The organism is Dermacoccus sp. PE3, from assembly GCF_001021715.1.
GTDB lineage: Bacteria > Actinomycetota > Actinomycetes > Actinomycetales > Dermatophilaceae > Dermacoccus > Dermacoccus abyssi.
Genome location: NZ_LDCM01000004.1, coordinates 19413 through 31397, shown reverse-complemented (window position 1 = coordinate 31397; position 11985 = coordinate 19413). Strand labels below are relative to the sequence as shown.

At 68.9% G+C, this 11985-nt stretch carries 12 protein-coding genes and 1 tRNA gene; 8 read left to right on the top strand and 5 right to left on the bottom strand.

Going from position 1 to position 11985, the window contains the following annotated elements:
* Positions 1–9: 9 nt before the first annotated feature.
* The 4 genes from AA983_RS10515 (at position 10) to AA983_RS10500 (ending at position 4512) form a co-directional block, all read left to right on the top strand.
* The gene (locus AA983_RS10515; protein ID WP_047312259.1) at positions 10–936 is read left to right on the top strand and encodes a 4-(cytidine 5'-diphospho)-2-C-methyl-D-erythritol kinase; all 927 of its coding nucleotides are present in this window, start codon (positions 10–12) and stop codon (positions 934–936) included.
* 51 nt (positions 937–987) lie between these two features.
* Positions 988–2811 (top strand): ABC-F family ATP-binding cassette domain-containing protein, encoded by a 1824-nt coding sequence (locus AA983_RS10510; RefSeq protein WP_047312258.1) that lies wholly within the window; start codon positions 988–990, stop codon positions 2809–2811.
* Positions 2812–2920: 109 nt separating this feature from the next.
* Positions 2921–3586, top strand: a complete 666-nt coding sequence (locus AA983_RS10505; RefSeq protein ID WP_047312257.1) for a TetR/AcrR family transcriptional regulator — start codon at positions 2921–2923, stop codon at positions 3584–3586.
* A complete protein-coding gene (locus AA983_RS10500; protein WP_047312256.1) occupies positions 3583–4512 on the top strand; it encodes a TIGR01777 family oxidoreductase in 930 nt (309 codons plus the stop codon). The genes AA983_RS10505 and AA983_RS10500 overlap by 4 nt, the downstream gene beginning before the upstream one ends.
* 10 nt (positions 4513–4522) lie before the next feature.
* On the opposite strand, the gene AA983_RS10495 is transcribed toward AA983_RS10500, so the two are convergent.
* From AA983_RS10495 to AA983_RS10485, 3 genes are all read right to left on the bottom strand, one after another.
* The gene (locus AA983_RS10495; RefSeq protein ID WP_047312255.1) at positions 4523–4927 is read right to left on the bottom strand and encodes an MmcQ/YjbR family DNA-binding protein; all 405 of its coding nucleotides are present in this window, start codon (positions 4925–4927) and stop codon (positions 4523–4525) included.
* Between the two features lie 2 nt (positions 4928–4929).
* The gene (locus AA983_RS10490; protein WP_047312254.1) at positions 4930–5451 is read right to left on the bottom strand and encodes a MarR family winged helix-turn-helix transcriptional regulator; all 522 of its coding nucleotides are present in this window, start codon (positions 5449–5451) and stop codon (positions 4930–4932) included.
* Between the two features lie 76 nt (positions 5452–5527).
* Positions 5528–6244: a TetR/AcrR family transcriptional regulator gene (locus AA983_RS10485; RefSeq protein ID WP_047312253.1), complete on the bottom strand. Its 717-nt coding sequence runs from the start codon at positions 6242–6244 to the stop codon at positions 5528–5530.
* A 113-nt stretch (positions 6245–6357) separates the two neighbouring features.
* Between AA983_RS10485 and AA983_RS10480 the strand changes: the two genes are divergently transcribed.
* A tRNA-Gln gene (locus tag AA983_RS10480) sits at positions 6358–6436 on the top strand.
* Between the two features lie 215 nt (positions 6437–6651).
* On the opposite strand, the gene AA983_RS10475 is transcribed toward AA983_RS10480, so the two are convergent.
* The gene (locus AA983_RS10475; protein ID WP_047312252.1) at positions 6652–6924 is read right to left on the bottom strand and encodes a hypothetical protein; all 273 of its coding nucleotides are present in this window, start codon (positions 6922–6924) and stop codon (positions 6652–6654) included.
* A gap of 175 nt (positions 6925–7099) precedes the next feature.
* Between AA983_RS10475 and AA983_RS10470 the strand changes: the two genes are divergently transcribed.
* The 3 genes from AA983_RS10470 (at position 7100) to AA983_RS10460 (ending at position 11095) form a co-directional block, all read left to right on the top strand.
* Positions 7100–7954, top strand: coding sequence for a hypothetical protein (locus tag AA983_RS10470; RefSeq protein ID WP_047312251.1), 855 nt, complete (start codon positions 7100–7102; stop codon positions 7952–7954).
* Positions 7951–8316 carry a GntR family transcriptional regulator gene (locus AA983_RS10465; RefSeq protein WP_047312250.1) on the top strand — a complete coding sequence of 122 codons (366 nt, stop codon included), beginning with the start codon at positions 7951–7953 and terminating at the stop codon, positions 8314–8316. Before AA983_RS10470 ends, AA983_RS10465 begins: the two co-directional genes overlap by 4 nt.
* A gap of 220 nt (positions 8317–8536) precedes the next feature.
* Complete coding sequence (locus tag AA983_RS10460) at positions 8537–11095, top strand: glycogen/starch/alpha-glucan phosphorylase (protein ID WP_047312249.1); 2559 nt, start codon at positions 8537–8539, stop codon at positions 11093–11095.
* A 23-nt stretch (positions 11096–11118) separates the two neighbouring features.
* On the opposite strand, the gene AA983_RS10455 is transcribed toward AA983_RS10460, so the two are convergent.
* Positions 11119–11847, bottom strand: coding sequence for a response regulator transcription factor (locus AA983_RS10455; RefSeq protein WP_052947064.1), 729 nt, complete (start codon positions 11845–11847; stop codon positions 11119–11121).
* Positions 11848–11985: the final 138 nt, after the last annotated feature.

Sequence of the window (11985 nt, the reverse complement as noted above, 5' to 3'; positions counted from 1 at the left end):
GGTGGGGGCATGACCGCTGAGATCGCACGTGCCACCCGGGTCGTCGTTCGGGTTCCCGCCAAGGTGAATCTCGAGCTGCGGGTCGGTCCGTTGCGCGACGACGGTTTCCACGACCTCGCCACCACGTTCCACGCCGTCGACATCTTCGACGAGGTGACGGTCACGCCGGACGCCGAGTTCTCCGTCAGCGTCACGGGCGTGGGTGAGGACAAGGTGCCCACCGACGAGACCAACCTCGCCTACCGCGCGGCGGCGCTGCTCGCCGAGCGCTTCGACGTCGAGGAGCGGTGCGCGATCAGTATCGTCAAGGCCATCCCGGTGGCGGGCGGCATGGCCGGTGGTTCGGCCGACGCGGCCGCCACCCTCGTCGCGTGCGACACCCTGTGGGGGCTCGACCTGCGCCGACACGAGCTCGAGGAGATCGCCGCCGAGCTCGGATCCGACGTGCCGTTCGCCCTCACCGGGGGCACCGCGCTCGGTACGGGCCGCGGCGAGCAGATCGTCCCGGTGCTCGCCACCGGTACCTTCGAGTGGCTGTTCGCGCTCACGCACGAGGGGCTCTCGACCCCGTCCGTGTACGCCGAGTGCGACCGGCTGCGCGAGGGTGAGGACGTGCCCGAGCCGCAGCCGTCCGACGGTTTGCTCGCGAGCCTGCGTTCGGGTGACGTGCACGGCGTCGCGCTCGCCATGCACAACGACCTCGAGTCGGCCGCCCTGTCGCTCATGCCGTCACTGCGCCCGCTCATGGAGATGGGCCTCGAGATGGGGGCGCTGTGCGCGCTCGTGTCCGGTTCGGGCCCCACGGTCGCGTTCCTGCTCAAGGATCGGCAGGACGCCGTCGCCCTGCGGCGCGTGCTGGAAGCCGGTGGCCTGGCGGACGACTTCGTCCACGCCAGTTCGACGCCCCACGGCGCCCAGGTGCTCGTCGTCGACTGACGCAGGCCCTCAGGTTTGGGCGGCCCGCCGCGGTGGGGGAGAATCGCGGCCATGGTCAACCTCGTCTCCGCTGAGAAGATCTCACTCGCCCTCGGCACCCAGCAGTTGCTCGACGACGTGTCGCTGGGCATCTCCGGCGGCGACCGCATCGGCATCGTGGGCCGCAACGGTGGAGGCAAGTCGACGCTGCTCAAGGTGCTCGCGGGCGTGCACGCCGTCGACGGCGGCCGCCTCACCCGCACGAAAGGCCTGACGCTCGGCATGCTGACCCAGGCCGACACGATTCCGCCGGAATCGACCGTGCTCGACGCCGTCGTCGGCGACCGCGCGGAGCACGAGTGGGCCGGTGACGCGCGCATCCGAGACGTCATCAACGGACTCATTCCGGGCATGGAGCTCTCCGACGTCGTCGGCCCAAAGTCGGGTGGTGAGCGCCGCCGCATCGCGCTCGCGCGCCTCCTCGTCGACGACCCCGACCTCCTTCTGCTCGACGAGCCCACCAACCACCTCGACGTCGAGGGCGTCCAGTGGCTCGCCACGTTCCTGTCGACGCGCCGCAACCGGCCCGGTACGGCGCTCGTCACGATCACCCACGACCGGTGGTTCCTCGACGCGACGAGCACGAACACGTGGGAAGTCATCGACGGCCGCGTCGAGCAGTACGAGGGCGGGTACGCAGCCTTCGTCCTGGCGAAGGCCGAGCGAGCGCGCATCGCCGCCGTCACGGAGGAGCGTCGGCAGAACCTCCTGCGCAAGGAGCTCGCCTGGCTGCAGCGCGGGGCGCCGGCGCGCACGAGCAAGCCGAAGTTCCGCATCGACGCCGCGAACGAGCTCATCAAGAACGAGCCGGACCCGCGCAACGACGTCGAACTCGTGCGCTTCGCGACGACGCGCCTGGGCAAGGACGTCGTCGACCTCATCGACGCGTCGATCACCGTCGGCGGGCGGGAGCTGCTCGCCAAGCAGACGTGGCGCCTCGCTCCGGGTGAGCGCACGGGCATCGTCGGGGTGAACGGTGCGGGCAAGTCGACGCTGCTGCGCGCGATCGCCGGGCAGCAGGAGCTGTCGGCGGGCAAGCGCAAGGAGGGCAAGACCGTCAAGATCGCGTACCTGACGCAGGAGGTGCGCGAACTCGACGCGGTCGAGGGCTGGCGCGTCATCGAGGCCATCACCGACGTCGCGAGCTACATCGTGCTCGACGGCAAGGAGACCTCCGCCTCGCAGCTGGCGAAGCGGCTCGGGTTTTCGGGCGGGCGTCAGCAGTCGCGCGTCTCCGAGCTGTCGGGTGGTGAGCGTCGGCGTCTGCAGTTTCTGCGCCTGCTCATGGCCGAGCCGAACGTCCTGCTGCTCGACGAGCCGACGAACGATCTCGACACCGAGACGCTGACGTCGATGGAGGACGTGCTCGACGGCTGGGCGGGCACCCTGCTCGTCGTCTCGCACGACCGGTACCTCCTCGAGCGCATGTGTGACCGTCAGGTCGCGCTGCTCGGCGACGGCAAGATTCTTGACCTCGTCGGTGGCGTCGAGCAGTACCTCGAACTGCGCAAGCACCACCTCGAGGCGCAGGCGGCGTTCGAGCGTCAGGGCGCCGCGGCCAAGGGCGTCGACGCAACATCGCTCGCTGAGGGCGACGCCGCTCCGGCGCGCCAGGTCTCGGCCGCCGAAGAGCGCGAGGCGCGCAAGACGGTGGCGCGCATCGAGCGTCAGCTCGCGAAGGTGGCCGACCGCGAGGCGAAGCTGCACGACGAACTCGCCGCCGCGGCGAGCGACTACGGCAGGGCCGCCGAGATCAACGTGAAGTTGCAGGCCGTGCTCGACGAGAAGGAGGGCCTCGAGCTCGAGTGGCTCGAGGCGGCCGAACTCCTCAGCTGACGACGGCGCACGAAGACGACGCCCGGTCGGACCCCACGGTCCGACCGGGCGTTCGCGTATCTGGCCACACTAGTTTTGAACACGTTCAAAAAGGCGTAGTGTTCCTCCCATGACGACGAAGTCGGAAGCCACACGGGAGGTGCTCGTCGAAACAGCGCTGCGCCTGTTCCGTGAACGGGGTTACGAGAAGACGACAATGCGCCTCATCGCCACCGAGGCGGGTGTCTCGCAGGGCAACGCGTACTACTACTTCGACGGCAAGGACGCCTTCGTCCAGGAGTTGTACCGGCGCATCCAGGTCGAGCACCGCCGCCTCGCGGAGCCGCGCCTGCGCGAGGGGGCGCCGCTGGCGCAGAACCTGCGGGTGCTGTGGGAGGCGGGCATCGAGGTCAACGCGCCGTACTACGACTTCGGTTCGACGATGCTGCACGTCGCGTTGCGTCCGGGCGCCGGCGTCAGTCCGTTCTCGGCCGAGTCCGCGTCGCCGCGTGACGAGGCCATCGCCCTCGTGCGCCACGTGCTCGCCATCTCCTCGGAGGTGCCGAGGGGGCGGCTCGGCGAGCAGTTGCCGGTGCTGCTGTGGGCGGCGTACCTCGGCGTGGTGCTCCATTGGGCCGTCGACGACTCGCCCGGTCTGCAGCGGACGCAGACCCTCGTCGAGGGCGCGCCGCCCATCGTGGGCAAGCTGCTGTCACTCGCGCGCTTGCCCTTCGCCCGTGGCGTGACGGGCGACCTCACCGATCTCATCGCCCGGCTGTCGAAGGAGCAGAAATGAACTCAGGCGTGATTGTCATGGCGGGGGCCTCGGGCTTCATGGGCCGACGGCTGCAGGAGGCGTTCCGGCATGACGGGTTCGAGGTCCGGACGGTCGGGCGCGGCGCGCAGAACGACGCGCAGTGGGACGACGACCTCGCGCCCGTGCTCGACGGCGCCGACGCGCTGCTCAACCTGGCCGGTCGCTCCGTCAGCTGCCGGTACACGAAGAAGACGGCCGACGAGATCTTCTCCTCGCGCACGGAGACGACGCGCAGCCTCGGTGAGGCGCTGGCGCGTTGCCCGAACCCGCCGAGCGTCTGGCTGAACGCCAGCACGGGCACGATCTACCGCGACGCCCGTGACCGGCCGCAGGACGAGGTCGACGGCGAGCTCGGCACGGGATTCTCGGTGTCGGTGGCCCGCGCCTGGGAGCGTGAACTCTTTGACGCCCCGACGTCCGTGCGCAAGGTGGCGCTGCGAACGTCGATCGTGCTCGGCGCGGACGGCGGTGCCCTCAGCCCGCTCATCAACCTCGCGCGGCTCGGGTTCAGCGGCCCGCAGGGTGACGGCGACCAGGTGTTCAGCTGGATCCATCTCGACGACGTGTATGGCGCGGTACGGCACATCATGGCCGACGAGCGAATCGCCGGGCCGGTGAACCTGGCCTCGCCGCATCCGGTGACGAACCGGACGCTGACGGCGGCCGTGCGTCGTCACTTCGCCGGTCGACTTCCCGATCGTGGGGCGCCGCTGCCGCGGTGGTCGCTCGAGTTCGGCGGACGCGTCATCCGCACGGAGCCCGAACTCGTGCTCAAGAGCCGGTGGGTGGAGCCCGGCGTTCTCACCACGACGCGGTACGAGTTCGCGTTCCCGGGCCTTGATGAGGCGCTCGCCGACATCGCGAAGGAAACGCCAAGGGGGCTGTTGCGGGTGCAGCTCGGCTGAAGTCTTCGCGTCAGCGGGCGTCGAGCTGGGCGATGAGCCGCTTGCCGGCCGTCGCGCGGTGGGAGGAATCGATCAGCTCGTGCACCTCGCTCCAGTCGACCGGGCCGCCGAGGCGACCGCTGAGGTCGTAGGCCAGCCAGCCGCGGGTGCCGAGGTAGGCGGGGACGAGGAAGCGGCCGTCGGCGAGGAGGGCGTCGCGCTCGTCGGGGCTGGGCAGGAACGTGATGGCCTGCGCGAGGGTGTCGTCAGGGACGCCGCGGGCGCGGTCGTCGCGGTGGACGTGGCCGGCCCACCAGCAGAACGTCTTCATCGTGTAGAAGACGGGCGAACCGTGGGAGGTCTTCTCCTGGGCGCCGGGGAACGAGAGGCAGATGTCGCGGACGCGGGCGAGGAGGTGCGCGGAGTCGTCGGTCATCGTCAGGTCTCGACGGCGGCGAGAAGGGCGCGCAGGGAGTCGGCGAGGTCGGCGCGGCCCCGTTCGTCCATGCCGGACAGGAGGCGCCGCTCGTGGGCGAGTAGGGCGTCGAAGGCGGCGTCGACGACGGTGAGGCCGTCGGGTGTGAGGCGCACGAGCACGCCGCGGCGGTCGCTGGGGGAGGGCTCGCGGGCGACGTAGCCGCGCTTCTCGAGGCGGTCGACGCGGTTCGTCATCGTGCCCGAGGTGACGAGGGTCTGCTGGACGAGGGCGCCGGGGGAGAGCTGGAAGGGCTCACCGGCGCGGCGCAGCGCGGACATGACGTCGAACTCCCAGCCTTCGAGCTTGTGCTCGGTGAAGACCGAGGAGCGGGCCTGGTCGAGGCGACGTGCGATGCGGCTGATGCGCGAGAGGACGTCGAGCGGGGTGACATCGAGATCGGGGCGCACCGTGTTCCAGGCTGTGACGATCGCGTCGACCTCGTCGCCGCGCGTCTCGGGCTGGGGTTCGCGGTGGCCTGTCATGCGTGCAGTCTACCGACGCATCAAGAAACTTGACGTCGAGAGACTTTGGCCCGGTGCCGGCCGAGCTCGCGCCGGTTCAGGCGTCGGCCGACGCGGCGCCGTCCGCACCCTCGTCGAGACGCGTGACGAGCGACGAGTTGCCGCGCGGCGGCGCGGTGGCGTCGATGGCCGTGGTCTCGAGGCGCGGGGAGGCTTCGAGGCCGGTGAGGCCGTTCCAGCCGAGGTTGACCATGTGCGCGGCGATTTCTTCGGCGGTGAACTCGTGGCCGTGTTCGAGCCACCAGTCGCCGGTGAGGGCGACCATGCCGACTAACATCTGCGCGTAGATGGGGGCGAAGCGCTCGTCGATCTCGCGGCGGCGCATGACGCGCGCGAGGTAGGTCTCGATCTGCGTTGCGAGGTCGGACATGAGGCTCGACAGGGGGCCGGTGGAGTGCCAGGACGGGGCGTCGCGGATGAGGACGCGGAAGCCGTCGGGGCGCGTGCTGATGTAGTGCAGTTCGGCGACGGTGGCGCGTTCGAAGAACTCGCGCGGACTCATGTCCTCGGTGATGGCGTCGGCGATGCTTTCGAGCAGGGCGCGGGTCTCGCGGTCGACGACGACGGCGTAGAGGCCTTCCTTGCCGCCGAAGTGCTCGTAGACGACGGGCTTCGTGACGCCGGCCGCGGCCGCGATCTCCTCGACGGTGGCGTCGGCGACGCCGCGCTCGGCGAAGACGCGTCGCCCGACGCCGATGAGTTGCTCCCGACGCTCGGTGCCGGTCATGCGGATCTTCGGCCGTGACGTCGTCATTCCCTCATTGTGCCCTGCTCGCAGGCGAGTTCGGCGCTCGCGGGTCGGGCCGTGCGCCGATGTGCCGCAGGTGCGGGCGGTGAACTACTCTGGGGCGGTCCGTTCGCGGACGTTCCCCGGTTGCTCTGCTGGCAGGGGCCGCCTGACTTTGAATCAGGATTAGCGACGTTGGTTCGATTCCAACCCGGGGAGCCCGGGGTTGTTTGTGCAACACCCTGCATCGAGTTTGTGAAACTCGGTGCTCGGCGTTCCGAGAGCCCATTTGATCCGAATCTGCGCCCGATCGGCCTCGCTGACGCCCGGATCAGTGCCTTGCGAAGCGTTCGGGCCGGCCCCGAGCATGCGAAATGCCCCGCTCTGGTGTGAGCGGGGCATGGCCGGGGGCGCGAGGTGTCTCGCGCTGTTGGTTACTGCTGTGTGGTTGTCCTGCTGATGGTCGGCGGTTGCATCGAGGCCGGTAGGGCTGTGTGGTCGCCGCGCTTGGCAGGTGGCGCGTTCGTCGTGCGTGGTTTGGAGCGCCGCTTGTAGCGGGCGGTGTCCTTACGCCGTGAGGGTTTGGCGACCGGCACTTCGGGGATGTCGGTGTCGGCCAGGCCGAAGCCGTAGCGGCTGCGGATGATGCGCATGTTGATGATGGCCAGGACGATACCGACTGCGATTGTCATCTTGGCTTGGCCCATGACGCGGATGGAGCCGCGGGTTTCCCTCGTTCTGGTGACGCATGTGCGACGCCCCTAGGGCTCGTGAGCTTCAGGTGGCGGGTCGTTGTCTCACACCCTTGTTCCAAGCCATTGACACAAATGGTTGCCGGGTCGCACACTCCTTGTATCAATCACTTGAAACAAGGAGTCCGGGATGCCCATTCTGTTCATCGGCGCGGTCATGCTCGTCGTCGGCATTGTGGTTGTCGCCCTTTCTGCGCGGCGCGGTGACGACTCGGGCACATCCATCGAACGAAGCGCAGGGCGGCATCTTCGCGCCACTCGCCTCGTCGCTCTAGTCTGCGGGGTCGCGGCCTTCGCCGGGAGCGTGACCTTCGGCGGTTCGCTGGGGCGTGGCCTTGTCGTCGCTCCCGCCCTCGCGGGCGCGGTGGCCACCGTCGTCATGGCGGTCGGCGAAATGAGCGCGCCGCGCGAAGGAGCGGTCGAGCGTTCGGCGTCCCTGGCACGCCGAAACCCGTCCGACTTCGTCTCGCGTGCGGCAGCCACAACAATGCTCGTCACGCTCGGGGCGCTGGTCGGACTCCTCGTGCTCGCCGGCCTCACCGCGTCGGCGGACGACATGGGCCGCGATGGCCGCGCCGTCGAATGGGCGACGGCCCTCGGGGGCGAAGGCCGCAGCCCATGGCCGGGGGCTTACTACGGGGTGCCGCTCGGAGTCAGCCTGCTCGTCCTGTGCGTCGGCCTGCTCGTAGGACTCCGCGCGGCCGCTGCGCGTCCGCAACTCAACGCCGATCACGCCGAAGCCGTCAGCGACGACGCTCTGCGTCACCGCAGTGCTCGCTCGCTCCAGTGCATTGCCCTCCTGGCGCTCGGTCTCAGCCTTGCCGGCGTCGCGCTCCTCGTGACGGGCGGCACCCGAACGACCCAGCCTGGTGCGCCGACCTGGGTCTCCGTGGCGCACTGGTGCGGCGTCGCGGGGCTCCTGATCGCGCTCGTCGCCTGCCTCGTGGGCGTGCGCACCCAGCTCGCTCGGGCGGCCACGCGATGACTGCACTGCGCGTCGACGCTGCCGACCCCACCCCGCCCTACGAACAGATCCGGCGGCAGCTGGCCCTCCTCATCGACACGGGCGAACTCGGGCAGGGCGAGAGGCTGCCGACAGTGCGACAACTCGCGGGCGATCTGCAGGTGGCCCCCGGCACGGTCTCGCGGGCGTTCAAGGAACTCGAGGCCGCGGGCTACGTCGAAACACGCCGCGCCGCAGGAACTCGAGTGAAGGCTCGACAACGTCCGAGTGACACGAGCGAACTCGACTCCCTCGCCGAAGGCTTCGTCGCTCGCGCGAGGACGCTGGGCGCCGACTCCGACGACGTGCGCGCTTCCCTCGAGAGGGCTCTGAGGAGAAGTTGATCGCCTGGCCGGCGTCCCGGTTGCGGCGATGCCGCGGCTGCTGCTGTCCGCCCGCGATACGGACGAGTAGCTGTCCGCGGGGGAGTGCTGCCGGAGAATCGATTTCGGCGAGACATCACGGCCACCGTCACGCGTGGATCGGGCACCCAGCAGCCACGACCTAGGATCGGAAGTGCCGCACGAGCGGGCCCGACCGACCTCGATTTCCCCCGGAGAGTTCATGTCCCACGACCCGTCCGATCGTCCCAGCGCAGGCTGGCTCGCCGACGAGACCCCGCGCCTCGACAGCTCCGTCAAGGGCTCGGCGTTCGAGCCCACGAGCCCCCGGGCCACCGAGCCCGTTGTCGGCCCCGAGCGCACGGTCGACGGCTTCGCCAAGGCGTTCCTCGACGAACTCAACTTCGAGGCCGGCGTCGCGCTCAAGCGCTCGACGACCACCGACCAGTACCTCGCGCTGGCCCGCACCATTCGCGGCTACCTCATGGCCGACTGGCTGCGCACCGCGGAGCGTCGTCGTCAGAACCCGACGAAGATGGTCGGCTACCTCTCGGCCGAGTACCTGCTGGGCCGCCAGATGGGTAACTCGCTGCTCGCCACCGACCTCGGAGACATCGCCGAGCAGGCCATGACGTCGCTCGGCCTCGACTTCAACCTCCTGCGTGCCCAGGAGATCGAGCCCGGCCTCGGCAACGGTGGTCTCGGCCGCCTCGCCGCCTGCTTCATCGACTCGCTCGCGTCGATGGACGTGCCGAGCATCGGCTACGGCATCCGCTACGAGTACGGCATCTTCCGTCAGACCTTCGAAGAGGGGCGCCAGGTCGAGGTGCCCGACGCGTGGCTCTCCCTCGGCGCCCCCTGGGAGTTCCCGCACCCCGACCGCGCCGTCCAGGTCAACTTCGGCGGCACCACCGAGCAGTACATCGACGGCGACGGCCGCACCCGCCGCCGCTGGCTGCCGGCCTGGAACGTGCAGGCAATCCCGTACCACTACATGGTTCCCGGCTACCAGAACGGCGTCGTCAACACGCTGCGCCTGTGGAGCGCCCGCGCCACGCAGGAGTTCGACCTCAAGATCTTCAACTCCGGCGACTACGCCGAGGCCGTGCGCGCCCAGACCTTCGCCGAGAACATCTCGAAGGTGCTCTACCCGGAGGACTCGACGCCGCAGGGTCGCGAACTGCGCCTGCAGCAGCAGTACTTCTTCGTCGCGTGCTCGCTCAAGGACTTCATCGACCGCACGCTCGAGGAGGACTTCGACCTCGCGAGGCTCGACGAGCGCATCATCTTCCAGCTCAACGACACCCACCCCGTCATCGCCATTCCGGAGATGATGCGTCTGCTCATGGACGAGCACGACATGGAGTGGGCCGCAGCGTGGGAGGTCACGAGCAAGTGCTTCGCCTACACCTGCCACACCCTGCTGCCCGAGGCCCTCGAGGTGTGGCCCGTGGAGCTCATGACGCGCCTGCTGCCGCGTCACATGGAGATCATCTACCGCATCAACGAGGAGTTCCTCGACACCGTTCGCGAAGCCTTCCCCGGTGACGAACTGCGCGTTCGCCGCATGTCGGTCATCCAGGAGCACCCCGAGCGGGCCATCCGCATGGCCAACCTCGCGACGGTCGCCGGCGTCAAGGTCAACGGCGTCGCAGCGCTCCACTCGGAACTGCTGCGCGACAAGCTGCTTCCCGATTTCGCGGCCCTGTGGCCGAACAAGTTCACGAACGTGACGAACGGCGTGACGCCGCGCCGCTTCATTCGCCTTGCGAACCAGCAGCTGTCCACTCTCATCACCGACACGATCGGCCCCGGCTGGGAGACCGACCTCGAGCGTCTGCGCGAACTCGAGCCCTACGCCGACGACGCCGCGTTCACCGAGAGCTTCCGCCAGGTGAAGCAGGCCAACAAGGATCGCCTGCGCTCGATCCTGAGCCAGCGTGACGGCATCGAACTGCCCGAGCACGCGATGCTCGACGTCATGGTCAAGCGCCTGCACGAGTACAAGCGTCAGACGCTCAAGCTGCTGCACATCGTCTCGATGTACGACGACATCACGAGCGGGCGCGTGCGCGGCGAGGACGTCGTGCCGCGCACCTTCGTCTTCGGCGCCAAGGCGGCGCCGGGCTACGTCATGGCGAAGGAGATCATCTTCCTCATCAACTCGGTGGCGAAGACGATCGCGCAGGACCCGCGCGTCACCGACCTCATGGCCGTCGCGTTCCCCGCGAACTACAACGTGACGCTCGCGAACAAGCTCATCCCCGCCGCCGACCTCTCCGAGCAGATCTCCCTCGCCGGCAAGGAGGCCTCCGGCACGGGCAACATGAAGTTCGCCCTCAACGGCGCACTGACGATCGGCACCGACGACGGCGCGAACGTCGAGATCCGCGAACTCGTCGGCGACGAGAACTTCTTCCTCTTCGGCATGCTCGAGCCCGAGGTGGCGGCGCTCGCGGACCGCGGCTACACGCCGTCGTCCTTCTACGAGTCGAACCCGGCACTCAAGCGCGCCATCGACCTGCTCGCGAGCGGCCACTTCACCGGTGGCGACCGCTCGCTCGCGGCGCCGGTGGTCGATGATCTGCTCTACAAGGACAGGTTCATGGCGCTCGCCGATTTCCAGTCCTACCTCGACGCGCAGGCCCGCGTGGATGCCGCCTACCGCGACGTCGACGGCTGGACCCGCTCAGCGGTGCTCAACGTCGCGCGCTCCGGGTTCTTCTCCTCGGACCGCTCGATGCGCGACTACCTCGACCGCATCTGGATGCCGAAGAGCTGACGCACGAAACGCGGACGCCCGCGTCACCTGGCCGTTTCGGCCGGTGACGCGGGCGTGGCGCTGTTGGTGACGTTCCCGCTGCTCTCGATGGGTCGCGGCGTCAGGCAGCCTGCGGACGTGTCCGGGGTGCTCGGCGGCGTCATGTGGAAGCCGTAACCGACTCCCCACAGCACGGCTTCGGAGCGCGTCGTGACGCCCATCTTGCGGTAGGCGGTGCGGATGTAGCTCTTGAGGGTGTTGAGCGTGAGGTGCAGGTGCACGGCAATGATGTCGTTCGGCATCCCCTGGCAGATGAGCGCGACGACCTCGCTCTCACGCTCGGTGAGGCCCTGACGGCGCCCCGGCCACGTGCCGCGCTCGAGCTCGATGGAGAGCGAATCCGACACGACGTGCTCGCCGGAGTCGATGGCGCGCAGGGATCGCATGAGTTCCTCGCCGCCCAGCGCCTTGGACAGGACGCCCGTGACCCCCATGTCGAGCATCCGGTCGACGAACGACTGCGGAATGCTCTTGGTGAACACGGCGATGCGCTTGACGTTCTCGTCGGCGCTCAAGACGTTGAGGGTCGACCAGCCGCGGTCGGCCATGGCGAAACAGTCGTACAACGCAATGTCGACGCCCTGGCTGATCTCGGTCTGCGGCACGAGCTCGACCTCGTCCGCGTACGGCCTGAGGAGAGCGTCGAGACCTTGGACGACAATCTCGAAGTCGTTGATGAGCGCAACGCGCAGTTTCTTGTGCTGGGTTGACACCTGTTGTCCTTTAACCCGATTCGCCCGAGGGCCCGACGATGGTTCTCGCGGGAGTCTATCGACGCGCCGACCGCTCGGGCGCAGGACCAGGTAGAAGGTCGATTTCACGCTTGCCGCGCGAGGGTGATCCGGGCTGTC